This is a genomic window from Zoogloea oryzae (assembly GCF_030161255.1).
GTDB lineage: Bacteria > Pseudomonadota > Gammaproteobacteria > Burkholderiales > Rhodocyclaceae > Zoogloea > Zoogloea oryzae.
On the sequence record NZ_BSPX01000002.1, the window covers coordinates 101,347 to 123,791 of the forward strand.

The 22,445-nt window shown below is 66.5% G+C and carries 26 protein-coding genes; 6 read left to right on the forward strand and 20 right to left on the reverse strand.

The features are described 5' to 3' along the window. Positions 1–53 precede the first annotated feature (53 nt). The 5 genes from nirB to ychF all read left to right on the forward strand — a co-directional run bounded on the left by nirB (position 54) and on the right by ychF (position 7,256). Positions 54–2,516, forward strand: a complete 2,463-nt coding sequence (gene nirB, locus QQK25_RS01600; protein ID WP_284186438.1) for a nitrite reductase large subunit NirB — start codon at positions 54–56, stop codon at positions 2,514–2,516. 9 nt (positions 2,517–2,525) lie between these two features. Then, positions 2,526–2,837: a nitrite reductase small subunit NirD gene (gene nirD, locus QQK25_RS01605; protein WP_284186439.1), complete on the forward strand. Its 312-nt coding sequence runs from the start codon at positions 2,526–2,528 to the stop codon at positions 2,835–2,837. Positions 2,838–2,976: 139 nt separating this feature from the next. Next, the gene (locus QQK25_RS01610; protein ID WP_284186440.1) at positions 2,977–4,191 is read left to right on the forward strand and encodes a nitrate/nitrite transporter; all 1,215 of its coding nucleotides are present in this window, start codon (positions 2,977–2,979) and stop codon (positions 4,189–4,191) included. Positions 4,192–4,318: 127 nt separating this feature from the next. Next, a complete protein-coding gene (locus tag QQK25_RS01615) occupies positions 4,319–6,028 on the forward strand; it encodes a bifunctional protein-serine/threonine kinase/phosphatase (protein WP_284186441.1) in 1,710 nt (569 codons plus the stop codon). Between the two features lie 136 nt (positions 6,029–6,164). Beyond that, entirely contained in the window at positions 6,165–7,256 is a 1,092-nt protein-coding gene (ychF, locus tag QQK25_RS01620; RefSeq protein ID WP_284186442.1) for a redox-regulated ATPase YchF, read from the forward strand. Between the two features lie 79 nt (positions 7,257–7,335). Here ychF and tatC read toward each other — a convergent pair whose 3' ends face one another. The 10 genes from tatC to hisB all read right to left on the reverse strand — a co-directional run bounded on the left by tatC (position 7,336) and on the right by hisB (position 12,845). Next, complete coding sequence (gene tatC / locus QQK25_RS01625) at positions 7,336–8,073, reverse strand: twin-arginine translocase subunit TatC (protein ID WP_284186443.1); 738 nt, start codon at positions 8,071–8,073, stop codon at positions 7,336–7,338. Then, positions 8,070–8,609, reverse strand: coding sequence for a Sec-independent protein translocase protein TatB (tatB, locus tag QQK25_RS01630; RefSeq protein WP_284186444.1), 540 nt, complete (start codon positions 8,607–8,609; stop codon positions 8,070–8,072). The genes tatC and tatB overlap by 4 nt, the downstream gene beginning before the upstream one ends. 101 nt (positions 8,610–8,710) lie before the next feature. Further along, positions 8,711–8,929 (reverse strand): Sec-independent protein translocase subunit TatA, encoded by a 219-nt coding sequence (tatA, locus tag QQK25_RS01635; protein ID WP_153162365.1) that lies wholly within the window; start codon positions 8,927–8,929, stop codon positions 8,711–8,713. A gap of 17 nt (positions 8,930–8,946) precedes the next feature. Continuing rightward, positions 8,947–9,294 carry a histidine triad nucleotide-binding protein gene (locus tag QQK25_RS01640; RefSeq protein WP_153162366.1) on the reverse strand — a complete coding sequence of 116 codons (348 nt, stop codon included), beginning with the start codon at positions 9,292–9,294 and terminating at the stop codon, positions 8,947–8,949. 21 nt (positions 9,295–9,315) lie between these two features. Further along, positions 9,316–9,642, reverse strand: a complete 327-nt coding sequence (locus QQK25_RS01645; RefSeq protein ID WP_153162367.1) for a phosphoribosyl-ATP diphosphatase — start codon at positions 9,640–9,642, stop codon at positions 9,316–9,318. Next, positions 9,639–10,043, reverse strand: coding sequence for a phosphoribosyl-AMP cyclohydrolase (hisI, locus tag QQK25_RS01650; RefSeq protein ID WP_153162368.1), 405 nt, complete (start codon positions 10,041–10,043; stop codon positions 9,639–9,641). Before hisI ends, QQK25_RS01645 begins: the two co-directional genes overlap by 4 nt. Continuing rightward, positions 10,040–10,798, reverse strand: coding sequence for an imidazole glycerol phosphate synthase subunit HisF (gene hisF / locus QQK25_RS01655; RefSeq protein WP_153162369.1), 759 nt, complete (start codon positions 10,796–10,798; stop codon positions 10,040–10,042). The genes hisI and hisF overlap by 4 nt, the downstream gene beginning before the upstream one ends. Positions 10,799–10,801: 3 nt before the next feature. After that, positions 10,802–11,548, reverse strand: a complete 747-nt coding sequence (hisA, locus tag QQK25_RS01660) for a 1-(5-phosphoribosyl)-5-[(5-phosphoribosylamino)methylideneamino]imidazole-4-carboxamide isomerase (RefSeq protein ID WP_284186445.1) — start codon at positions 11,546–11,548, stop codon at positions 10,802–10,804. A gap of 71 nt (positions 11,549–11,619) precedes the next feature. Further along, positions 11,620–12,258, reverse strand: coding sequence for an imidazole glycerol phosphate synthase subunit HisH (gene hisH, locus QQK25_RS01665; RefSeq protein WP_284186446.1), 639 nt, complete (start codon positions 12,256–12,258; stop codon positions 11,620–11,622). Beyond that, a complete protein-coding gene (hisB, locus tag QQK25_RS01670; RefSeq protein ID WP_153162372.1) occupies positions 12,258–12,845 on the reverse strand; it encodes an imidazoleglycerol-phosphate dehydratase HisB in 588 nt (195 codons plus the stop codon). The genes hisH and hisB overlap by 1 nt, the downstream gene beginning before the upstream one ends. Before the next feature lie 110 nt (positions 12,846–12,955). Between hisB and hisC the strand changes: the two genes are divergently transcribed. Next, positions 12,956–14,038, forward strand: coding sequence for a histidinol-phosphate transaminase (hisC, locus tag QQK25_RS01675; RefSeq protein WP_284186447.1), 1,083 nt, complete (start codon positions 12,956–12,958; stop codon positions 14,036–14,038). A 124-nt stretch (positions 14,039–14,162) separates the two neighbouring features. On the opposite strand, the gene hisD is transcribed toward hisC, so the two are convergent. Genes hisD through QQK25_RS01725 form a run of 10 tightly spaced genes read right to left on the reverse strand, consistent with a single transcriptional unit; the run spans position 14,163 to position 22,406 of the window. Further along, a complete protein-coding gene (hisD, locus tag QQK25_RS01680) occupies positions 14,163–15,479 on the reverse strand; it encodes a histidinol dehydrogenase (RefSeq protein WP_284186448.1) in 1,317 nt (438 codons plus the stop codon). Further along, complete coding sequence (hisG, locus tag QQK25_RS01685; RefSeq protein ID WP_153162375.1) at positions 15,476–16,120, reverse strand: ATP phosphoribosyltransferase; 645 nt, start codon at positions 16,118–16,120, stop codon at positions 15,476–15,478. The genes hisD and hisG overlap by 4 nt, the downstream gene beginning before the upstream one ends. Positions 16,121–16,173: 53 nt before the next feature. Next, on the reverse strand, positions 16,174–17,451 hold the full coding sequence (locus QQK25_RS01690) for a BCS1 and AAA domain-containing protein (protein ID WP_284186449.1): 1,278 nt from the start codon (positions 17,449–17,451) through the stop codon (positions 16,174–16,176). A 14-nt stretch (positions 17,452–17,465) separates the two neighbouring features. Continuing rightward, positions 17,466–18,716 carry a UDP-N-acetylglucosamine 1-carboxyvinyltransferase gene (gene murA, locus QQK25_RS01695; RefSeq protein ID WP_284186450.1) on the reverse strand — a complete coding sequence of 417 codons (1,251 nt, stop codon included), beginning with the start codon at positions 18,714–18,716 and terminating at the stop codon, positions 17,466–17,468. A gap of 15 nt (positions 18,717–18,731) precedes the next feature. Further along, positions 18,732–18,986, reverse strand: coding sequence for a BolA family protein (locus tag QQK25_RS01700; RefSeq protein WP_284186451.1), 255 nt, complete (start codon positions 18,984–18,986; stop codon positions 18,732–18,734). A 20-nt stretch (positions 18,987–19,006) separates the two neighbouring features. Beyond that, positions 19,007–19,762, reverse strand: a complete 756-nt coding sequence (locus QQK25_RS01705; RefSeq protein ID WP_153162379.1) for an ABC transporter permease — start codon at positions 19,760–19,762, stop codon at positions 19,007–19,009. A gap of 19 nt (positions 19,763–19,781) precedes the next feature. Then, positions 19,782–20,684, reverse strand: coding sequence for an ABC transporter ATP-binding protein (locus QQK25_RS01710; RefSeq protein ID WP_284186452.1), 903 nt, complete (start codon positions 20,682–20,684; stop codon positions 19,782–19,784). Positions 20,685–20,705: 21 nt separating this feature from the next. Beyond that, the gene (locus tag QQK25_RS01715; RefSeq protein WP_284186453.1) at positions 20,706–20,990 is read right to left on the reverse strand and encodes an STAS domain-containing protein; all 285 of its coding nucleotides are present in this window, start codon (positions 20,988–20,990) and stop codon (positions 20,706–20,708) included. Continuing rightward, a complete protein-coding gene (locus tag QQK25_RS01720; protein WP_284186454.1) occupies positions 20,987–21,619 on the reverse strand; it encodes an MlaC/ttg2D family ABC transporter substrate-binding protein in 633 nt (210 codons plus the stop codon). The genes QQK25_RS01715 and QQK25_RS01720 overlap by 4 nt, the downstream gene beginning before the upstream one ends. Positions 21,620–21,665: 46 nt before the next feature. Beyond that, on the reverse strand, positions 21,666–22,406 hold the full coding sequence (locus QQK25_RS01725) for an MlaA family lipoprotein (RefSeq protein WP_284186455.1): 741 nt from the start codon (positions 22,404–22,406) through the stop codon (positions 21,666–21,668). Between the last annotated feature and the right edge of the window lie 39 nt (positions 22,407–22,445).

Sequence of the window (22,445 nt, forward strand, 5' to 3'; positions counted from 1 at the left end):
CTCCGGCGCGCCCCATGCGCCCGGCCCGGGGAGAATCAATCGTCGGAGGAATCATGCGCAAACTCAAACTGGTGATGGTCGGCAACGGGATGGCGGGCGTCCGCACCCTCGAAGAGCTGCGGAAGCTGGCCCCGGAGATGTACGACATCACCGTGTTTGGCGCAGAACCCCATCCGAACTACAACCGCATCCTGCTCTCCCCGGTGCTCGCCGGCGAGATGACCATTCAGGACATCATCCTCAACGACCTGCAGTGGTACGCCGACAACGGCATCACCCTGCACCTGGGCGCCAGGGTCACCGAGATCGACCGCCGCAATCGCTCCGTCACCGCCACCGGCAAGGACGGCATGCCGATCACCGTGGATTACGACCGGCTGCTCCTCGCCACCGGCTCCACCCCCTTCATGCCGCCGATCCCGGGCAACGACCTGCCCGGCGTGATCTCCTACCGGGACATCAAGGACACCGACGAGATGATCGACGCCGCCGCACGCTACCGCCACGCGGTGGTGATCGGCGCCGGCCTGCTGGGCCTGGAAGCAGCCAATGGCCTGGCCCTGCGCGGCATGGACGTGACGGTGCTGCACAACGCCGCGTGGATCATGGACCGCCAGCTCGATCGCACCGCCGGCAAGATGCTGCAGAGCGCGCTCGAAGCCAAGGGAATGAAGTTCCGGATGCAGGCCCAGACCGCCGAACTGGTGAAGGGCGAATCCGGCCGCGTCTGCGCGGTGCGTTTCAAGGACGGCGACACCATCCCCGCCGATCTCGTGTGCTTCGCCGCCGGCATCCGCCCCAACGTGGAGCTCGCCGAGAAGGCCGGCATCCACTGCAATCGGGGCATCGTCGTCACCGACACGCTGCAGACCTACGACCCGGCCGTCTATGCGGTGGGCGAATGCGCCGCCCACCGGGGCACCGCCTACGGGCTGGTGGCGCCACTCTTCGAGCAGGCCAAGGTGTGCGCCAACCACCTGGCGATGCACGGCATCGGCCGCTACGAAGGCTCGGTGACCAGCACCAAGCTCAAGGTCACCGGCATCGACGTGTTCTCCGCCGGCGATTTCTCGGGCGCCGAGGGCACCGAGGACATCGTCTTCCACGACCCGGGCGTGGGCATCTACAAGCGCCTCGTGCTGAAGAACGACAAGCTGGTGGGCGCGGTGCTCTACGGCGACACCAAGGACGGCGCGTGGTATTTCCAGCTCCTGAAGGACGGCCAGGACGTGGGCGAGCTGCGCGACCATCTGGTGTTCGGCAACGCCCACCTGGGCGACGTGGGCCACAAGGGCAACAGCCTCGCCGCCACCCTGCCCGACAGCGCCGAGGTGTGCGGCTGCAACGGCGTGTGCAAGGGCGCCATCGTCAAGGCGATCCAGGAAAAAGGGCTGTTCACCCTCGAAGACGTGCGCACCCACACCAAGGCGTCGAGCTCCTGCGGATCCTGCACCGGCCTCGTCGAGCAGATCCTCGCCTCGACCGTCGGCGGCGCCTGGCAGCCGGCGGATTCCAACCACAAGGCCGTGTGCGGGTGCACCGACCACGCCCACGGCGACGTGCGCAAGGCGATCCGCGAGCACAAGCTGCTGTCGGTGGCCGACGCCCAGCGCTTCCTCGACTGGAAGACGCCCAACGGCTGCGCCACCTGCCGCCCGGCCCTCAACTACTACTGCCTCTCCACCTGGCCCCACGAAGCCATCGACGACCCCCAGAGCCGCTTCATCAACGAGCGCGCCCACGCCAACATCCAGAAGGATGGCACCTACTCGGTGGTGCCGCGGATGTGGGGCGGTCTCACCAACCCGGCCGAGCTGCGCGCCATCGCCGACGCGGCCGAGAAGTACAAGGTGCCCACCGTCAAGCTCACCGGCGGCCAGCGCATCGACCTGCTGGGCGTGAAGAAGGAAGACCTGCCCGGCATCTGGGCAGATCTTGCCAAAGCTGGCATGGTCTCCGGCCAGGCCTACGGCAAGAGCCTGCGCACCGTGAAGACCTGCGTCGGCTTTGATCACTGCCGCTTCGGCACCCAGCGCTCGATGGCGCTCGGCGTAAAGCTCGAGAAGATGCTCGACGGCATGTGGAGCCCCCACAAGGTCAAGCTGGCGGTTTCCGGCTGCCCGCGCAACTGCGCCGAATCCGGCATCAAGGACGTGGGCGTGATCGGTGTGGAGTCGGGCTACGAGATCTACATCGGCGGCAACGGCGGCATCAAGACCGAGGTCGCCCAGTTCTTCTGCAAGGTGAAGGACGACGACGAGGTGCTCGAATACGCCGGCGCCTTCATCCAGCTCTACCGGGAAGAAGGCTTCTACCTGGAGCGCACCTGCCACTACCTCGAACGGGTGGGCATGGATCACATCCGCCAGCACGTGCTGGACGACGCCGACCGGCGCAGGGCGCTCTACGACACGCTGCTCTTCGCCCTCCAGAACTACAAGGACCCGTGGTCGACGATCGCCCAAGCCCAATCCGGCAGCGCGCTCAAGCGGGACTTCGAAACCATCAAGGTTTAGGAGCCCGCCATGAGCAACTGGAAAAGGATCTGCGCCACCCGTGACGTGCCCATGCTGGGCGCACGCATGGTAGCAAGCGAAGACCACGGCCGCATCGCGCTGTTTCGCAACGGCGCCGACGCCTTCTTCGCCCTGCGCGACAAGTGCCCCCACAAGGGCGGCCCGCTGTCCCAGGGCATCGTTCATGGCGCCACCGTCACCTGCCCGCTGCACAGCTGGAAGATCCAGCTGGAGGACGGCCAGGTGGTGCCGCCGGATGTGGGCTGCGTGAAACGCTATCCCGTCAAGGTCGAGCACGGCGACGTGTTCATCGACCTGTAACCCACACGTCCCGGGGGCGGTGACCGCTTCCAGGTGGTCTCCCCCGCCGCCCCCGACGACGTGCCCCCTTCTCGCCCGATCAAGTCATGGCAGCGCCAATGCAGCGCCGCCGAGCCGAACTCGTAACCAGGAGCCTCAAATGGACCGCAAATCATTCCTCAAAGCCGGCCACACGCCCACCTTGCTGGCCGCCTTCCTCTACTTCGACCTCGCCTTCATGGTGTGGGTGCTGCTCGGCCCGCTGGGCGTGCAGATCGCCAAGGATCTGGCCCTCGACCACACCCAGAAGGGCCTGATGGTCGCCACGCCGGTGCTCGCCGGTGCCCTCCTGCGCATCGTGATGGGCGTGCTGGTGGATCACCTCAAGCCCAAGAAGGCCGGCGCCATCGGCCAGGTCATCGTGATCGCCGCCCTGGCCGTGGCCTGGAAGTTCGGCATCCACAGCTACACCGAAGTGCTGGTGCTGGGCCTCTTCCTGGGCGTGGCCGGCGCGGCCTTCGCGGTGGCTCTGCCGCTGGCTTCCCGCTGGTATCCGCCGGAGCACCAGGGCACCGCGCTGGGCATCGCCGGCGCCGGCAACTCCGGCACCGCGCTGGCCGCGCTGTTCGGCCCGGGCCTCGCCGCCGCATTCGGCTGGGTGAATGTCTTCGGCCTCGCGTTGATCCCGCTGTCCATCGTCTTCGTGATCTACCTGGTGATGGCCAAGGACGCCCCCGAGTGCCCGCCGGCCAAGTCCCTCACCGAATACCTCGCGGTGTTGCGGGACAAGGATTCCTGGTGGTTCATGTTCTTCTACTCGGTCACCTTCGGCGGCTTCGTCGGCCTGGCCTCGTCCCTCACCATCTACTTCAACACCCAGTACGGGCTTGATCCGAAGATGGCCGGCTTCTTCACCGCCGCCTGCGTGTTTGCCGGCAGTCTGGTGCGCCCCATTGGCGGCAACGTGGCCGACCGCATCGGCGGCATCAAGAGCCTCACCGCGATGTACGTCCTCGCCGCGATCTTCCTCACCATCGTCAGCTTCGGCCTGCCCGAAGCCTGGCAGGCGCTGGCGATCTTCGTCTGCGCGATGCTGTCCCTGGGCATGGGCAATGGCGCCGTGTTCCAGCTGGTGCCCCAGCGCTTCCGCAAGGAAATCGGCGTGATGACCGGCCTCGTCGGCATGGCCGGCGGCGTGGGCGGCTTCTACCTCGCCTCCAGCCTCGGCTACAGCAAGCAGGCCACCGGCAGCTACCAGTCCGGCTTCCTGATCTTCGCCGCGCTGGCCATCGCCGCCCTGATCGGCCTCACCGCGGTCAAGCGCCGCTGGCGTACCACCTGGGGTGCCCCGCACCTCACCGGCGCGCGGATCTGATGCGCCGCCGCGGATGACGCGGAAACCCTGAAAGACGCCGGGCCGATTGCGGTACGCTCACCACCGCCGGCCCGGCTGCCGCATCTAGCGTATCCAGCCCACCCTCAATCCTGACCGGACGCCCCCCATGAGCGCCGCCTCGCCCCTTCGCGTATCCCTCGGCTACTCCTCCCTCACCGGCCCCCGACCGCGCAACGAGGACTTCTGTGGCGCCGTCACGCCCGAAGGCCCGGAACTGGAGGCCAAGGGCATCCTGGCCGTGGTGGCCGACGGGGTCGGCGGTCACGCCAACGGGCGCGAGGCCTCCGAATACACCGTCCGCGGGCTGCTCTCCGACTACTACGCAACGCCCGAAACCTGGGCGGTCAACAAGTCCCTCGACACGGTGCTGGGCGCCCTCAACCGCTGGCTGGTCGCCCACGCCGCGCGCACCCGCGAAACCGCCGGGATGGCCACCACCCTGTCGGCCATCGTGCTGCGTGGCCGGCGCTTCTACCTCGCCCACGTGGGCGACACCCGGATTTACCGCCTGCGTGGCGAACGCCTCGAACAGCTCACCACCGACCACGTGTGGGAGCACCCGGAGCTCAAGAACGTGCTGTCCCGCGCGGTGGGCCTTGATGCCCACGTGCAGGTGGATTACGCCGACGGCGACCTGGAAACCGGTGACGTGTTCGCGCTGACGAGCGACGGCGTGTGGGGCCAACTGGGCGACCGCAAGATCCGCGACATCCTGAAGGCCGCAGCCGATCCCCAGGACGCCGCCGCCCGCCTGGCGATGAGCGCCGAGGACGGCGGCAGCCAGGACAACTGCACCGCCGTGGTGGTGCGCATCGACGCCCTGCCGCCCGACCGCCTGCGCGACAACATTGCCCGCCTGCACCGCCTGCCGCTGCCGCCGCGCCTCAAGCCCGGCCAGACCATCGACGGGCTCACCGTCGACGCCCTGCTCCACGAATCCGTCGCCACCCTGCTCTACCGTGTGCGTGACGCCCGCGGCCAGCTCCGCGTGCTCAAAACCCTGCGCCCTGAGCACAGCGACGCGGAAGCCGCCGCCGCCCTCGCCCACGAGGAATGGCTCGCCCGAAGGGTGAACGACGCCTGGTTTCCCCAGGTCATCCCCCACCCGGAGCGCAGCCACCTGTACTACCTGATGAGCTGGCACGAGGGCGCCACCCTCAAGGCCCGCCTCGAAGGCGGCCACCGCTTCGGCGCCGGCGAAGTGGCCGAGCTGGGCACCCGCATCCTCAAGGGCCTCGCCAGCCTGCACCGCCTGTCCATCGTCCACCGGGACATCAAGCCCGACAACCTGCACCTGGATGCCGAAGGCCGCCTGCGCGTGCTGGACCTGGGCGTGGCTGCCTCGGACGGCTCGGCCGACGGCCAGAAGTTCCAGGAGATCAACAACCCCGGCACCCCCAGCTACATGGCGCCCGAGCTCTACGGCCCCAAGACCGTGGCCGCCAACGTGCAGACCGACCTCTACGCCGTCGGCGTCACCCTCTACGAGCTCCTCACCCGCAAGTACCCCTACGGCGAGATCGAGCCTTTCCAGCACCCCAAGTTCGGCGATCCCGTGCCGCCCACCCGCTACCGGCCGGACATCCCCGCCTGGCTCGAAGCCGTGCTCCTCAAGGCCGTCGCCCGCGAACCGAAGGCCCGCTTCGAGACCGCCGAGGAATTCCTGCTCGCCCTAGAGCGGGGCGCCAACCGGCCTCTGGCCGTCCCGCGCAAGTCGCCGCTCCTCGAACGCGATCCGCAACTGGGACTCAAGCTGCTCGCAGCGGGCTCTCTCGTGCTGAACGTCTTGCTGCTCTATCTGATGCTGGTCCGCTGAACACGGGAACACCGTAGGTTCTGCACGTTCGGCGCAAGGCAAATCGCCAGCCCCCTTTGGATGAACGGAAAGCCGCTTTACAATAGCGGGTTTTCCGGCACGCTTGCCGGAAGCCTCTGAACATCAAAGGAATTCCATGGCTCTCCAATGCGGCATCGTCGGCCTGCCCAACGTCGGCAAATCGACCCTCTTCAATGCCCTCACCAAGGCCGGCATCGCCGCCGAGAACTACCCGTTCTGCACCATCGAGCCCAACGTCGGCATCGTTGAAGTGCCCGACCCCCGCCTCGCCGCCCTGTCCGAAATCGTCAAGCCCCAAAAGATCCAGCCGGCCATCGTCGAATTCGTCGACATCGCCGGCCTCGTCGCTGGCGCCTCCAAGGGCGAAGGCCTCGGCAACCAGTTCCTGGCCAACATCCGCGAGACCGACGCCATCGTCAATGTGGTGCGCTGCTTCGAAGACGAAAACGTGATCCACGTGAATGGCAAGGTCGACCCGCTGGCCGACATCGAGACCATCGTCACCGAACTCGCCCTGGCCGACATGGCCGCCGTCGAAAAGGCCATCCACCGCGAAAACAAGAAGGCCCGCGCCGGCGACAAGGACGCCCAGAAGCTCGTCGCCCTGCTCGAGAAGCTGCTGCCCCACCTCAACGAAGGCCTGCCGGCGCGCACCCTCAAGCTCACCGACGACGAGAAGCTGATCCTCAAGCCCCTGTGCCTGATGACCCTCAAGCCCGCCATGTACGTGGGCAACGTCACCGAAGACGGCTTCGAGAACAACCCCTACCTCGACCGCCTGCGCGAACACGCCGCCAAGGAAGGCGCCCCGGTCGTCGCCCTGTGCGCCAAGATCGAAGCCGAACTGGCCGACCTGGACGACGAAGACAAGATGGCCTTCCTGGCCGACCTGGGCCTCGAAGAGCCCGGCCTCAACCGCCTGATCCGCGCCGGCTACCAGCTGCTGGGCCTGCAGACCTACTTCACCGCCGGGGTGAAGGAAGTCCGCGCCTGGACCATCCACGTGGGCGACACCGCCCCCCAGGCCGCCGGCGTGATCCACACCGACTTCGAGCGCGGCTTCATCCGCGCCCAGACCATCTCCTTCGATGACTTCATCGCCTACAAGGGCGAAGCCGGCGCCAAGGAAGCCGGCAAGATGCGCTCCGAAGGCAAGGAATACGTGGTGAAGGATGGCGACGTGCTGAACTTTCTGTTCAACGTCTAAGCAGAAAGGGCGCCCCTCGGGACGCCCTTTCTGTCATGCAAACGGGGCGCTACGGCGCCCTTTGCTGTTGTTGTCTGGCCTACTCGGCCACCGCCTCTGGCTGGCGTTTGGTGACGAAGCGCGCCAGGAAGATGCCCAGCTCGTAGAGCAGGCACATGGGGATCGCCAGCATCAGCTGGGAGACCACATCCGGCGGCGTCACCACTGCGGCGATCACGAAGGCGCCGACGATCACGTAAGGCCGCGCTTCCTTCAGCTTGGCCACATCGACGATGCCCATCTTGGTCAGCACGATCACGAACACCGGCACTTCGAAGGTGATGCCGAAGGCCAGGAACATGGACATCACGAAGGCCAGGTACTGCTCGATGTCCGGCGCCGGAGTGATGCTCTTGGGCGCAAACTGGGCGATGAACTTGAACACCGTCCCGAACACGAAGAAATAGCAGAAGGCCATCCCCGCCAGGAACAGGATGGTGCTCCCCACCACCAGCGGCAGGCCCAGGCGCTTTTCGTGGGCGTAGAGGCCGGGCGCGATGAAGCACCAGGCCTGGTAAAGCACGAAAGGCAGCGCGATCACGAAGGCCACCAGCAGGGTGACCTTCATCGGCACGAAGAAGGGTGTGACGACGCCTGTGGCGATCATCCGCGTGCCTTCGGGCAAGGCCTGCATCATCGGTTGGGCCAGGATGTCGTAGATGTCGCCGGCCCAGGGCATCAGGCAGACGAACACCACCACCACCGCCACCACCGCCCGCAGCAGGCGGTCGCGCAGTTCGACGAGGTGGGAAATGAAGGTATCTTCCTGGGCGCTCATGACTTGGGATTCTTGGAGTCAGCAGGCGGGACGAAATCGAACCCCAGCTGGGGCTCCGGGGCAGCGGGCCCGGGAGGCGCGGCGGCAGGCTCGCCCGGTGGCGTCGTTGCGAACGATGGCATCGGCCCGGCATGGGCGTCCGCCTCGGCAAGCTGACGGTCCAGTTGCGCAGCAGCGGTGTCGTGCGCCTCGACGGGCGCTGCGTCGGCCGACGACGTCAGGCTCTTCTCGAGATCGGCCACCGCCGACGAAGCCGACGCCACGGAGGCATTGACGCTGCTCTCCACGCCCGCGATCTCGCTGCGCACCGACGACTCGAAGGCCATCGCCGAGGTACGGGCCTCTTCCTGCAGACGCTTGAGCTCGTCGAGCTGCATCTCGCGGTTGATGTCCGACTTCACGTCGGAGACATACCGCTGCAGGCGCCCCAGAAGGTGACCCGTGGTACGCGCCACCTTGGGCAGGCGCTCGGGGCCGAGCACCAGAAGGGCCACGATCCCGATGACCACGAGTTCGGAAAAACCGATATCGAACATCCGCTTCGCCTAACTTATCAAAACAACCCGGAGAGCCGGCACCAGAAACGAAAAAGGGGCGGCTGGATAGCGCCCCTTCCGCGCCGGCTGCGGGCCAGGAATCAGGACTTGCTCTTGTCCCGGGCTTCCGCGTCGATGGTCTGCTTGCCACCATCGGCGATCTTCTGGCTCGCGTCGCCCTCGGCTTCGCGCATGCCGTCCTTGAAGCCCTTGACCGCACCGCCCAGATCCTGGCCGATGTTGCGCAGCTTCTTCGTGCCAAACACGAGCATGACGATGACCAGAACAATCAGCCAATGCCAAATGCTGAAGGAACCCATTTGAATCTCCTGGAAAACTACCGTTTAAGCATCGGCCCGACCGGCTCCTGCCCGCCTACGATGTGCATGTGCACATGCATGACTTCCTGCCCGCCGACGCGGCCTGTGTTAATGATGGACCGAAAGCCGTCGGTACTTCCTTGATCGACGGCAATCTGGTTGGCCACTGCGAGCATCCGCCCCAGCACGGGGATATCAGCCTCGGTAGCGTGCGCCAGCGAGGTGATGTGCCGTTTCGGGATCACCAGCACGTGGACAGGCCGCTGCGGCTGAATATCCCGGAAAGCCAGGACTTCTTCGTCTTCATAGACTTTCGCGGCGGGAATCTCGCCGCGAACGATACGGCAGAACAGGCAATCCTGCATGGGAATCCTTACCGGTTTTCGTCAGTTTGCAGTCCGGGCCTTCTTCTCGTCGATGCCCGACACGCCTTCGCGACGGCGGAACTCGGCGAGCACGTCGTCTACCGACAAGCCAAAGTGATGCAGCAGGATCATGGTGTGGAACCACACGTCGGTGACCTCCCAGACCACATGCAGCAGATCCTTGTCCTTGGCGGCCATGATGGTTTCGGCGGCCTCTTCGGCGACCTTCTTGCAGATGGCGTCGGTGCCCTTGTGGAACAGGCCGGAAACGTAGGACGACTCGGGACTCGCGTCCTTGCGGGAAGCCAGGGTCTCGGACACCCGGTGCAGCACTTCGATATCGATCATTTGTAAATCTCCTTCGGGTCTTTCAGAACCGGATCAACGGCCTCCCAGCGGCCGTCGGCGAGGTACCTCTGGAAGAAGCAGCTGCGCCGCCCGGTGTGACAGGCAATGCCGCCCACCTGCTCGATCTTCAGAAGCACCACGTCGTTGTCGCAATCGATGCGGATCTCGCGGATCTTCTGGGTGTGGCCGGACTCCTCGCCCTTGTGCCACAGCTTGCCGCGGGATCTTGAAAAATAGACAGCCTCGCCGGTCTCGACCGTGCGCGCCAGGGCGTCGCGGTTCATCCAGGCGAACATCAGCACGTCGCCGGTTTCGGCATCCTGGGCGATGGCGGGGATCAGGCCGTCCTTGTCCCAGGTGAGTTCATCCAGCCAGGCGTTGGAACCAGGCGCGGCGCTCACAGACGCACCTCGATGCCGCGGGCGCGCATCAGCTCCTTGGCTTCGCGCACCGTGTGGTCGCCGAAGTGGAAGATGCTGGCGGCCAGTACGGCATCCGCACGGCCCAGGGTGACGCCGTCGGCGAGGTGATCGAGACTGCCCACGCCGCCGCTGGCGATGACCGGGATCGAGATCGCGTCGGACACGGCGCGGGTGAGGCCCAGGTCGAAACCGTTCTTGGTGCCGTCGCGGTCCATGCTGGTGAGGAGGATCTCGCCAGCACCGAGCTCGGCCACCTTCTGCGCCCACTCGACGGCATCCAGGCCGGTGCGGTTGCGCCCGCCATGGGTGAAGACTTCCCATTTGCCCGGTGCAACCTGCTTGGCGTCGATGGCGACGACGATGCACTGGCTGCCCACCTTGTGGGCGGCGTCGGCCACTACCTGCGGGTTATTGACCGCGGCGGTGTTGATGCTGACCTTGTCGGCGCCGGCATTAAGGAGGCGCCGCACGTCATCGACGGTGCGCACGCCACCACCGACGGTGAGGGGGATGAAGACCTGCTCGGCCACCTGCTCGACCACGTGCAGGATGATGTTGCGGTCGTCGGAGCTGGCGGTGATGTCGAGGAAGGTGATCTCGTCGGCGCCCTGCTCGTCGTAGCGACGGGCGACCTCGACCGGATCGCCGGCATCCCGCAGCTCAAGGAAATTGACGCCCTTGACCACACGGCCGGCGTTCACATCGAGGCAGGGGATGATGCGTTTGGCGAGCATGGATCAGGCGGCCCCGTTGAGGGCGTCGGCGCGGGCCTGGGCTGCGCCGAAATCGAGGGTGCCTTCGTAGATCGCACGGCCGGTGATGGCCCCGGCCACGCCTTCGGATTCGACGGCACACAGGGCTTCCACGTCGGTCAGGGTGGCGATGCCGCCGCTGGCGATGACGGGGATGCGCAGGGCCTGGGCCAGCTTGACGGTGGCTTCGATGTTCACGCCAGAGAGCATGCCGTCGCGGCCGATGTCGGTGTAGATCACGCCTTCGACGCCGTAGTCCTCGAACTTCTTGGCGAGGTCGACGACATCGTGGCCGGTGAGCTTGGACCAGCCATCCACCGCCACCTTGCCGTCCTTCGCGTCGAGGCCGACGATGATGTGGCCGGCGAAGGCGCTGCAGGCGTCGTGCAGGAAACCCGGGTTCTTGACCGCGGCGGTGCCGATGATCACGTAGGTGAGGCCCGCGTCGAGGTAGCGCTCGATGGTGTCGAGGTCGCGGATGCCGCCGCCCAGCTGGACGGGGATCTCGTCACCGACTTCCTCGAGAATCGACTTGATGGCGGCTTCGTTCTTCGGCTTGCCGGCAAAGGCGCCGTTGAGGTCCACCAGATGCAGGCGCCGGGCGCCCTGCTCGACCCAGTGACGGGCCATGGCACGCGGGTCTTCGGAGAAGACCGTGGCGGCATCCATTTCGCCTTGCTTAAGGCGCACGCAGTGACCGTCCTTGAGGTCGATGGCGGGAATCAGCAGCATAGGAAGAAGTGCGGTAAGGGAGGGGAGGGAACGGAACGACGGGATGGATTTGACTACCCATGGGGAGCGATTCAGGGCTTCCAGGACATGAAGTTGGACAGCAGCTGCAGACCTGCCTGGGCGCTCTTTTCCGGGTGGAACTGGATGGCGAAGATATTAGCCTGCGCTACCGCCCCGGTAAAGGGGATGCCGTAGTCGGTGGTCGCAGCGACGATGGCCGGATCGGCGGGATCGACGTAGTAGCTGTGCACGTAGTAGAAACGCGCGCCGTCGGGGATGCCGGCCCACAGGGGGTGAGCCTGCTTCTGCCAGACTTCGTTCCAGCCCATGTGGGGCACCTTGAGGCGGGCGCCATCGGCGGCCACCATCCTGTCGGCCGGAAAGCGCCGCACTTCACCCTTGAAGATGCCGAGGCCGGGCACATTGCCCTCTTCGCTGTGATCGAAGAGCATCTGCTGGCCGATGCAGATGCCCAGGAAGGGCTTGTTCCGCGCGGCTTCGAGCACGGCCGGACGCAGGTTGCGAGCGTCGAGCTCGCGCATGCAGTCGGGCATCGCGCCCTGGCCCGGGAAGACGACGCGATCCGCCGACAGCACTTCGGCCGGATCGGCAGTGACGACGACAGTGGCACCAGTGGCGACGTGCTCGATGGCCTTGGCCACCGAACGCAGGTTGCCCATGCCGTAATCGATGATGGCGACCTTGCTCATCACAGGGCCCCCTTGGTGGACGGCACCACGCCGGCCTGGCGCGGGTCGGGCGTCACCGCCATGCGCAGCGCGCGACCGAAGGCCTTGAAGGCGGTCTCGCACTGGTGATGCGCGTTGCGGCCCTTGAGGTTGTCGATGTGCAGGCTGACGCCGGCGTGATTGACGAAGCCCTGGAAGAATTCATACACCAGCTGGGTGTCGAGGGCGCCGATCATCGCGGCGGTGAAGGGAATGTCGAACTCCAGCCCCGGGCGGCCGGACAGATCGACCACCACGCGGGAGAGGGCTTCATCGAGCGGCACGTAGGCGTGGCCGTAGCGGGTCAGGCCCTTCTTGTCGCCGACCGCCTTCGCAAAGGCCTGGCCGAGGGTGATGCCCACGTCTTCCACGGTGTGATGGCCGTCGATGTGCAGGTCACCGACGGATTCGATCTCGAGATCGAAGGCGCCGTGACGGGCGATCTGGTCGAGCATGTGGTCGAAGAAACCGATGCCGGTGTTGAGCTGGCTGTTGCCCGAACCGTCCAGGTTGATCTTGACCCGGATCTTGGTCTCGAGAGTGTCGCGGGAGATTTCGGCTTGCCGCATTGGGGGTTTTCCAGGAGAAACGGTCGAAACGAAGTAATGAGAACGGCCATGATAGCATTTAGCGTTTTCACCGTCCCTTGCGGCGCAAACCGCCGCCCGAGTCGATCGCCATGAGCCGCTTCTGGAGCCCCGTCGTTCACGGCCTGACCCCGTATGTTCCGGGCGAGCAGCCCAAGCTCGCCAACCTGGTCAAGCTCAACACCAACGAAAACCCCTACCCGCCCAGCCCCCGCGTGCTGGCCGCCATCCACGCCGAACTGGGCGCCGACGCCGATCGCCTGAAGCTCTACCCCGATCCCCTCGGGAGCCAGCTGAAGGCTGCCGTCGCCCGCCATTTCGACGTGCCGGCCGAGTGGGTGTTCGTGGGCAACAGCTCCGACGAGGTGCTGGCCCACACCTTCCAGGCGTTGCTCAAGCACGACAAGCCGCTGCTCTTCCCGGACATCACCTACAGCTTCTACCCGGTGTACTGCGGGCTGTACGGGATCGACTACCGTGCCGTGCCGCTGGCCGACGACTTCTCGATCCGCGTCGATGATTACCTCGCGGGCGATGCCGGCGCGGTGATCTTCCCGAACCCCAACGCCCCCACCGGCCGCCTGCTGCCACTGGCCGAGGTCGAGCGCCTCGCCGCCGCACTGCCGGATGCGCCCATCGTGATCGACGAGGCCTACGTGGATTTCGGCGGGCTCGATGTGATCCCCACCGCGGTGGCGCTGGTCCGTCGTTTCCCGAACATCCTGGTCACGCAAACCTTGTCCAAGTCGCGCTCGCTGGCCGGCCTGCGGGTGGGCTTTGCGATCGGCCAGCCGGAGCTGATCGAGGCCCTCACCCGCGTCAAGGACAGCTTCAACTCCTACCCGCTCGATCGCCTCGCACTGGTGGGCGCCAGCGCCGCGATGGACGACGAGGCGTGGTTCGACGAAACCCGCCGCAAGGTGATCGCCAGCCGCGAACAGCTCGCCGCCGATCTGGCCGGGCTGGGCTTCGAGGTGCTGCCCTCGGCCGCCAACTTCGTGTTCGCCCGCCATCCGGGCCACGACGCGGCCGCGCTGTCGGCCCGCCTGCGCGAGCGCAGCATCATCGTGCGACACTTCAAGGCGGCGCGGATCGACCAGTTCCTGCGCATCACGGTGGGCACCGACGAACAGTGCGCGCTGCTGGTGGATGCGCTGAAGGCCATCCTCGGCTGATCCGGCGCCTTTCGGGCAACAAAAAGCCGCGCTCAAGGGCGCGGCTTTTTGTTGGGTGCTGTACCTCCAGCGCACGGATCATTCAAATTTTCTGAATGATTTACGCAACCGAAAGCAGAGGATTTCAACCCTTCAGGCGCATCTCCGCCGAGCGGGCATGGGCCTGCAGGCCTTCGCCGTGGGCGAGGATCGAAGCGACCTTGCCCAGGGTCTGGGCGCCGACTTCCGACACCTCGATGAGGCTGGTGCGCTTCTGGAAGTCATACACGCCCAGCGGGCTCGAGAAGCGCGCGCTGCGCATGGTGGGCAGCACGTGGTTGGGGCCGGCGCAGTAGTCGCCCAAGGCCTCGACCGAGTGGTGGCCGATGAAGATGGCGCCGGCGTGGCGGATCTTCTCGACCCACGGGCCGGGCTCGGCCAGCGAAAGCTCCAGGTGCTCCGGGGCGATCCGGTTGGCGATCTCGCAGGCTTCCGCCAGATCACGCACCCGCACCAGCGCGCCGCGGTTCTTGAGCGACGTGGCGATGGTGTCGCGGCGGGGCATCTCGGGCAGCAGTTTGGCGATGCTGGCCTCGACGCGACCGATGAAGGCTTCGTCGGTGCATAGCAGGATGGACTGGGCGAGATCGTCGTGTTCGGCCTGGGCGAAAAGATCCATCGCCACCCAGTCCGGGTTGCCGGAACCGTCGGAGATGATCAGCACTTCGGACGGGCCGGCGACCATGTCGATGCCGACGGTGCCGAACACCCGGCGCTTGGCGCTCGCCACGTAGGCGTTGCCGGGGCCGACGATCTTGTCCACCTGGGGAATCGTCGCGGTGCCGTAGGCCAGCGCGGCCACGGCCTGGGCGCCCCCGATGGTGAACACGCGGTCGACGCCGGTGATCGCCGCGGCGGCCAGCACCAGCGGGTTCTTCTCGCCACGCGGGGTGGGCACGACCATGATCAGCTCGCCCACGCCCGCAACCTTGGCCGGGATGGCGTTCATCAGCACCGAGCTGGGGTAGGACGCGCGGCCGCCCGGCACGTACAGGCCGACGCGGTCCAGCGGGGTGACCTGCTGGCCGAGGCGCGTGCCCTGCATGGCGGGGTCGTCTTCGGTGTAGCTCCAGGATTCGATGCGCTGGCGCTCGTGGTAGCTGCGCACGCGGGCGGCGGCGGCTTCCAGCGCGGCGCGCTGCTCGGCGGGCAGACCGGCCAGTGCCGCGTCGAGCTCGGCGCGGGGCAGTTCGAGCGCCGCCATGTCGGCCACGTCGAGGTGATCGAAGCGACGGGTGAATTCGACCACCGCCGCGTCGCCGTCCTTGCGCACCGCGGCGAGGATGTCGGCGACGGCCTGTTCGATGGCCGCATCGGTGCTGCCCTCGAAGGTCAGCAGGGCGTCGAGGGTGGCGGCAAAGCCGGGTTCGGCGGACGAAAGGCGGCGGATCTGCTCGCTCATGGCTTGATGGCTCCGGCAAAGGCTTCCAGCACGGGCTGGATGAGTTCGCGTTTCAGCTTGAGGGAGGCCTGGTTGACCACCAGCCGGGAGCTGATGGGCATGATGTCCTCGACCTCGACCAGGTTGTTGGCCTTGAGGGTGCCGCCGGTGGAGACCAGATCGACGATCGCGTCGGCGAGGCCGACCAGCGGCGCGAGCTCCATCGAGCCGTAGAGCTTGATGAGGTCCACGTGCATGCCCTTGGCGGCAAAGTGCGCCTTGGCGGCATTGACGTACTTGGTGGCGACGCGGATGCGCGCACCGCGCTTGACCGCCGCGGCGTAGTCGAACTCCTTGGGCACCGCCACGCACAGCCGGCACTTGGCGATGTTCAAGTCCAGCGGCTGGTACAGGCCGGCGCCGCCGTGCTCGATCAGCACGTCCTTGCCGGCAATGCCGAGGTCGGCGGCGCCGTACTGGACGTAGGTCGGCGTGTCGGTGGCGCGCACGATGACGAGGCGCACGTCGGGCCGGTTGGTGCCGATGATGAGCTTGCGCGACGTCTCGGGGTTGTCGGTCGGCGTGATCCCTGCGGCGGCAAGCAGCGGCAGGGTTTCTTCGAAGATTCGGCCCTTCGAAAGGGCAAGCGTGATGCCGTTCAAGGTGATGATCTGTCTGAGCAAAAAGTGATTTTAGCCGATCGCGGGGGTGGCCGTCAGTCGGCCGCCGTTACCGCAGCGCCGGCAAGCCCTGCGGGCACCGGCAGATCGAAGCGGACAAAGGCCTCGGCAGGGCTGCGGGCCTTGAGCAGCCGCTCCTGCACCGCCGCCGGCGACAGCGCGCCTTCGGGCAGCGCGGCGGCAAAGGCCTCGGCCAGCGCCGGGTCGTCGTGGAACTTGCGGAACATCCCCGCCAGTTGATGCCGGTCGCAGGGGCCGAGTTCCATCCGGAAGTCGATCCGGCCCGATCGCACCAGCGCTTCGTCGAGGGTTTCCGGGTGATTGGTGGTCATGAAGACCACCGAACCCTCGTGCGCCGCGACGCCATCGAGCGCGTTGAGGAAGCCCGAGAACGACAGCTTGACCTGCTGGCTCTGCTGCTCGCGCTGGCGGAAGAAGGCGTCCACGTCCTCGATGAGGATGATCGAACGCGGCGGCACGCTGGCGAGCAGGCTGCCGATCTTGTCGTCGGTGATGCCCGAGGCGGCGAGCGACAGGCTGCACACGTTGAGCCGCATCTCGGAGGCCAGCGCGGTGACCAGCGAGGTCTTGCCGGTGCCCGGCGCGCCGTACAGCAGGTAGCCGCGCCGCCACGGGATGCCCAGGTCGTCGTAGCGCGCCTTGTCGGCGAAAAAGCGGCCGAGATCGGCAAGGATCTGCTCGGTCTGCCCGGCCTTCAGGATGATGGACGCCAGCCGGCGGTTGTTGCCCAGCCGCGCCCGCGACCAGTCGCCGTGGGTGTAAGGGTTGGGGATGTAGATGGCGATCTTGTCGAGCTCGCGCGCCACGCGCTCTTCGATGGCGGCATGGATGAAGCCTTCCAGCACCGACTTGTCGCGCCCGAAGCACGACAGGGTGATCTTCTCGAAGATCGTCTGGCCGACGCTCACCTCGCGCTTCATCCACATCAGCCGGCCGTCCAGCCAGAAGATGTGGAAGCCCTCGGCCGGCGACAAAAAGGCCCGCGGCCGCACGCCCTGGCGCAGGTCGTCGGCGAGGCTTTGATAGGCGTCGGATTCCTTCACCGCGCGCACGGTGAACTGGTTGATCCGGCGCAGCACGTCGCGGGCGTGCATGTATTCGACGACAGTCGGGAAGAGGATCTCGTCCCGGTTGTCGACGGTGACGGTGGAGACGATGTAGCGGCTGAGGAAGACCGCCGTGGCCGGCAGCGCATCCTTCAACCAGTACACCACCGCCCCCAGCAGGCCCAGGGCGAGCCCGCCGGAGAACACCGGATTGGAGCCCGCCAGCGAAACGATCCACGCTTCCACGGCGGGCTGGCCGGTCAGCTCAGGCGGCGGACGTTGGCGCCCAGCGCCGCGAGCTTGGCTTCGAGCTTTTCGTAGCCGCGATCCAGGTGGTAGATGCGCTCGACGGTGGTCTCGCCCTCGGCCACCAGGCCGGCGATGATCAGGCTGGCGGAAGCGCGCAGGTCGGTCGCCATCACGGTGGCGCCCTGCAGGCTGGCCACGCCCTTCACGAAGGCGGTGTTGCCGTCGATCTTGATGTCGGCGCCCAAGCGCTGCAGCTCGACCGCGTGCATGAAGCGGTTCTCGAAGATGGTCTCGCGGATCACCGCGGTACCTTCGGCCACCGCGTTGAGGGCCATGAACTGGGCCTGCATGTCGGTGGGGAAAGCCGGGTACGGCGCGGTGCGCAGGCTCACGGCGTTGAGGCGGGCCGGGGCGGTGAGGCGGATCGCGTCGCGCTCGGTGACGATCTCGCAGCCGGCGTCCATCAGCTTGTCGATCACCGCGTCGAGATAGCTGCCGGAGGTTTGCGTGAGGCGCACTTCGCCCCCGGTGACGGCGGCGGCGCACAGGTAGGTGCCAGTCTCGATGCGGTCCGGCATCACCCGGTAGGTGGCGCCGTGCAGGGCCTGAACGCCGCGGATGCGGATCACGTCGCCACCGGCGCCGGAGATCTGGGCGCCCATCGCCACCAGACAGTTGGCCAGGTCGACGACTTCGGGTTCGCGGGCGGCGTTCTCGATGACGGTCTCACCGTCGGCCAGACAGGCGGCCATCATCAGGTTTTCGGTGCCAGTGACGGTGACCATGTCGGTGAAGATGCGGGCGCCCTTGAGGCGCGGCACCTTGGCGTGCACGTAGCCGTGCTCGACCTTCACCTCGGCGCCCATGGCCTGCAGGCCCTTGATGTGCTGATCGACGGGACGGGCGCCGATCGCGCAGCCGCCGGGCAGGCTCACGCGGGCCTCGCCGAAGCGCGCCACCAGCGGGCCGAGCACGAGGATCGAGGCGCGCATCGTCTTGACCATCTCGTAAGAGGCGACCGGGTTGTTCACGCCGGCGGCATCGAGGGTGACGGTGTCGCCATCGCGGGTGACCTTGACGCCCATCTGCTCGAGGAGGCGCAGCAGCGTGCCGATGTCGTTGAGGCGCGGCACGTTGGTGAAGGTGACCGGCTCGGTGGTCAGCAGCGCGGAACAGAGGATCGGCAGGGCGGCGTTTTTGGCGCCGGAAATGGCGATCTCGCCGGACAGGCGGGCGCCGCCGGCAATCAAGAGTTTATCCATCGACAGTCCGGGCGATCAGCCCAGTTCCTTCTGAAATTCGGCCCATTGGGCGGGGGTGTAGGTGTTGAGCTGGAGGGCGTGGATTTCGTTGCCCATCAGCTTGCCGAGGGTGGCATAGACCGCCTGGTGCTGGCGGACCTTGGGCTTGCCCTCGAAAGCCTTGCTCACGACGATGCCGGAGAAGTGAACCCCGTCATCGCCTTCGATCTGCAGGAAGTCACAGTCGAGGCCGGCAACGATCAGGCGTTCGATTTCACGTGCGTCAAACATCTTTTGATCCTTGGAAAAACTCAGGCGCGCAGCTTGTAACCGCGGGCCAGCATCTGCAGGGTGACGACTGCGAGCACGACGAAGCAGGCGGTCACGACACTGATGCTGGTCCACGGCGACACGTCGGAGGCGCCGAAAAAGCCGTAGCGGAAACCGTCAATCATGAAGAAAAACGGATTGAAATGCGACACCCCCTGCCAGAAGGCCGGCAGGGAATGAATCGAGTAGAAGACGCCGGACAGCATGGTCAGCGGCATGATCAGGAAATTCTGGAAGGCGGCGAGCTGGTCGAACTTGTCGGCCCAGATGCCGGCGATCACCCCCAGGCTGCCGAGGAAGGCCCCGCCCAGCAGTGTGAAGGCGATGATCCAGCCCGGCTGGGCGATGTTGAACGACACGAAGGGCAGCGACACCGCCAGCACCCCGACGCCGCAGGCCGCACCACGCAGCACGGCGGCGATCACGTAGGCGGCGTAAAACTCCCGGTACGAGATCGGCGGCAGCAGCACGAACACGATGTTGCCGGTGATCTTGCTCTGGATGAGGGACGACGAGCTGTTGGCGAAGGCGTTCTGGAGCACCGTCATCATCACCAGCCCCGGCACCAGGAAGGCCGTGTAGCTGACGCCCGGGAAGGGCTGGACGTGATCTTCCAGCACGTGCCCGAAGATCAGCAGATAGAGCACCGCGGTGAGCACCGGCGACAGGACGGTCTGGAAACCGACCTTCCAGAATCGCAGGCACTCCTTGTAGAGCAGGGTCTTGAAACCTTCCATGGGGTCGTCGGCTCGGGTTTTAGTTCTGGTTCATGATGCCGACGAAGACCTGCTCCATGTCGGGCTTGCCGAGGGCCATGTCGAGGACGTTGCCGCCCGCCGCACGGACGCCTTCGAGCAGGCCCGCCACTTCATCGAAGCTGTCGAAACCGAAGGCAAGCTCGGCGCCTTCGGCCCGGGAAACCCGCGCCGCCAGCGGCGCCGGCAGCACGATGGGCGCGGCGAGGCTGAGGGTGAGGGTGTGGCTGGCGAAGCGTTGCAGCAGGTTGGCGGTGGTGTCGAGGGCGACGATGCGGCCGGCCTTGAGCATGGCGATGCGGCCGCACAGGGTTTCGGCTTCTTCGAGGTAATGGGTGGTCAGCACGATGGTGTGACCGTCCTCGTTGAGCTTGCGGATGAACTGCCACAGGCCCTGGCGCAGCTCCACGTCGACGCCAGCGGTGGGCTCGTCGAGGACGATCACCGGCGGGCGATGGACCAGCGCCTGGGCCACCAGGGCTCGCCGCTTCATGCCGCCCGAGAGCATCCGCATGTTGGCGTTGGCCTTGGGAGTGAGATCCAGGTGGTGCAGGATCTCGTCGATCCAGTCGTCGTTGTGCTTGAGGCCGAAGTAGCCGGACTGGATGCGCAGCATTTCGCGCACCGAGAAGAACGGGTCGAAGACCAGCTCCTGAGGCACCACGCCGAGGGCCATGCGGGCGGCGCGGTAGTCGCGCACCACGTCGTGCCCCATCACTTCGAGGGTGCCGGTATCGGGCCGGCCCAGGCCCGCGAGACAGGAGATGAGCGTCGTCTTGCCCGCGCCATTGGGGCCGAGCAGGCCAAAGAATTCGCCCTGCCCGATCTCCAGGTCGACGCCGGCGAGCGCCTGCAGGGAACGGAAACGCTTGGTGACGCCGGCAATGCGGATCGCAGGGCTCATGGAAAAAACCGGGAGAGGCGCTCAGCGCCCGAGAGGCAGAATGGTATCGACGTCGTAGAGGGACGCCAAGCTCACCAGCGCTGCGGGGGCGCCGGTGATGGAGAACTCCCGGCCGGCGCCACGGGCTGCCCGCGTCCAGCTGAGCAAGAGGGCCAGCGCGGCCGAATCCACCTGGGTGACGGCGGCCAGGTCGACAACCCGGTCGGCCGCGGCCACGAGCGCCCGCCCCGCCTCGCCCAGCGGCGCGACGGTGGCAAGGGTGAGCGGACCTTCGAGGGTCAGCCGGGCGCCGTCTTCGCGGATCATTTCTTGGCAGAGACCGTGGTTTCGAGCTGCTTGTTCTTGTCCTTGAGGGACTTGATCAGGCCGTCGATGCCGCCGGCGCGCACTTCCTGGCCAAAGCTGTCGCGGTAGTTGGTGACGAGGCTGACGCCGGCCACCATCACGTCGTAGACCTTCCAGCTGTCGCCCTGCTTGTCGAGGCTGTAGTCGATCTGCACCGGCTTGGCGCCGGCCTGGCGGACTTCGGTGCGGACCAGCACGTCGGTGTCTTCGGGCTTGGCCTTGAGGGGCTTGAAGTCGATCTGCTGGTTGCGGTACTGGGTGAGGGCGTTGGAGTAGGTGCGCACCAGCAGGGTTTTGAATTCCTGGGTGAGCTGGGCCTTCTGGTCGGCGCTGGCCTGCTTCCAGTCCTTGCCCACGGCGAGGCGGGTCATGTGGGCGAAGTCGAAGTACGGCAGCACCTTGGTCTCGACCAGCTCGACGGCCTTGCGGGTGTCGCCGGACTGGATCGCCTTGTCCTGGCGGACGATGGTGATGACGTCGTCGGTCACGCCCTTCACGAGGGCGTCCGGGGCGACGGAGTCGGCCAGGGCAGCAAACTGCACGCCAAGACCAAGGACAAGGGCGGCAATCAGGGAGGAGATTTTCTTCATCGCGTGTTCTCTGTGTTCTTGTTCGTATTGGGGATGGCGATCCGGATCATTCGGCGCCGGAGTCGTCGTCTTCATCCTTTTCCCGCGGCGGGCGGCCATCGTAGACCTGACTCCGGCGGTACTGGATGTAGAAGCTGCGCATGTAGCCGTACTTGTCGAGGGCGGCCTGATCGGCGGTGGTGTCGGCACCGAGCAGCTGGGCACGGCGATTGATAAAGCGCAGGGCCGTCAGGCGGTTGCGCTCGCCGATGTCCTCGACGCCCCAGATCGGGTCAACGTTCAGATCACCCACCAGGCCGACGGTGTCACGCAGGTTGCTCGGGCCGAGGAGCGGCAGCACCAGATAGGGGCCATCGCCCACGCCCCAGCGGCCGAGCGTCTGGCCGAGATCCTCGTCGTGCTTCTCGAGGCCCATTTCGGTGGCGATGTCGAAGATGCCGAAGATGCCGACGGTGCTGTTGATCAGCAGCCGCCCGCCATCCGACAGTCCATCGACAAACTTGCCCTGGAGCAGGTTGTTCACCCCGATCCAGAAGTCACCCAGGTTGCCGAAGAAGTTGCCCACCCCCACCTTGACCGGCAGCGGCGCCAGATCGTAGACCTGCGCCACCGGGCGCATCACGTAGCGGTCGGCGGTTTCGTTGAAGCTGAAGGTGGCCCGGTTGAGGGGCTCCAGCGGGTCCTTGGGATGTCCGCCAGTGCCGGCGCAGGCCGAAAGGCCGAGGGCCAGCAGCAGCGCCAAGGCGCCGCGCCGCACGGGGGTCGAATCGGGTGTGCTGTTCTTCATGGCTTTTCCGGAGGCTGGCCAGGCCGCCTCCGCTCTCTG

Bases quoted from the DNA above. Each gene is read 5' to 3' on its own strand.
- hisC (WP_284186447.1), top strand. From the start codon at position 12,956: ATGAGCCGCTTCTGGAGCCCCGTCGTTCACGGCCTGACCCCGTATGTT.
- QQK25_RS01615 (WP_284186441.1), top strand. From the start codon at position 4,319: ATGAGCGCCGCCTCGCCCCTTCGCGTATCCCTCGGCTACTCCTCCCTC.
- hisA (WP_284186445.1), bottom strand. From the start codon at position 11,548: ATGCTGCTGATTCCCGCCATCGACCTCAAGGACGGTCACTGCGTGCGC.
- hisF (WP_153162369.1), bottom strand. From the start codon at position 10,798: ATGCTCGCCAAACGCATCATCCCCTGCCTCGATGTGAACGCCGGCCGT.
- QQK25_RS01700 (WP_284186451.1), bottom strand. From the start codon at position 18,986: ATGTTTGACGCACGTGAAATCGAACGCCTGATCGTTGCCGGCCTCGAC.
- hisD (WP_284186448.1), bottom strand. From the start codon at position 15,479: ATGAGCGAGCAGATCCGCCGCCTTTCGTCCGCCGAACCCGGCTTTGCC.
- QQK25_RS01715 (WP_284186453.1), bottom strand. From the start codon at position 20,990: ATGATCCGCGAAGACGGCGCCCGGCTGACCCTCGAAGGTCCGCTCACC.
- tatB (WP_284186444.1), bottom strand. From the start codon at position 8,609: ATGTTCGATATCGGTTTTTCCGAACTCGTGGTCATCGGGATCGTGGCC.
- tatA (WP_153162365.1), bottom strand. From the start codon at position 8,929: ATGGGTTCCTTCAGCATTTGGCATTGGCTGATTGTTCTGGTCATCGTC.
- QQK25_RS01725 (WP_284186455.1), bottom strand. From the start codon at position 22,406: ATGAAGAACAGCACACCCGATTCGACCCCCGTGCGGCGCGGCGCCTTG.
- QQK25_RS01645 (WP_153162367.1), bottom strand. From the start codon at position 9,642: ATGATCGATATCGAAGTGCTGCACCGGGTGTCCGAGACCCTGGCTTCC.
- QQK25_RS01640 (WP_153162366.1), bottom strand. From the start codon at position 9,294: ATGCAGGATTGCCTGTTCTGCCGTATCGTTCGCGGCGAGATTCCCGCC.
- hisB (WP_153162372.1), bottom strand. From the start codon at position 12,845: ATGCGGCAAGCCGAAATCTCCCGCGACACTCTCGAGACCAAGATCCGG.
- nirD (WP_284186439.1), top strand. From the start codon at position 2,526: ATGAGCAACTGGAAAAGGATCTGCGCCACCCGTGACGTGCCCATGCTG.
- tatC (WP_284186443.1), bottom strand. From the start codon at position 8,073: ATGAGCGCCCAGGAAGATACCTTCATTTCCCACCTCGTCGAACTGCGC.
- QQK25_RS01705 (WP_153162379.1), bottom strand. From the start codon at position 19,762: ATGGAAGGTTTCAAGACCCTGCTCTACAAGGAGTGCCTGCGATTCTGG.
- QQK25_RS01710 (WP_284186452.1), bottom strand. From the start codon at position 20,684: ATGAGCCCTGCGATCCGCATTGCCGGCGTCACCAAGCGTTTCCGTTCC.
- QQK25_RS01720 (WP_284186454.1), bottom strand. From the start codon at position 21,619: ATGAAGAAAATCTCCTCCCTGATTGCCGCCCTTGTCCTTGGTCTTGGC.
- murA (WP_284186450.1), bottom strand. From the start codon at position 18,716: ATGGATAAACTCTTGATTGCCGGCGGCGCCCGCCTGTCCGGCGAGATC.
- ychF (WP_284186442.1), top strand. From the start codon at position 6,165: ATGGCTCTCCAATGCGGCATCGTCGGCCTGCCCAACGTCGGCAAATCG.
- QQK25_RS01610 (WP_284186440.1), top strand. From the start codon at position 2,977: ATGGACCGCAAATCATTCCTCAAAGCCGGCCACACGCCCACCTTGCTG.
- nirB (WP_284186438.1), top strand. From the start codon at position 54: ATGCGCAAACTCAAACTGGTGATGGTCGGCAACGGGATGGCGGGCGTC.
- hisH (WP_284186446.1), bottom strand. From the start codon at position 12,258: ATGAGCAAGGTCGCCATCATCGATTACGGCATGGGCAACCTGCGTTCG.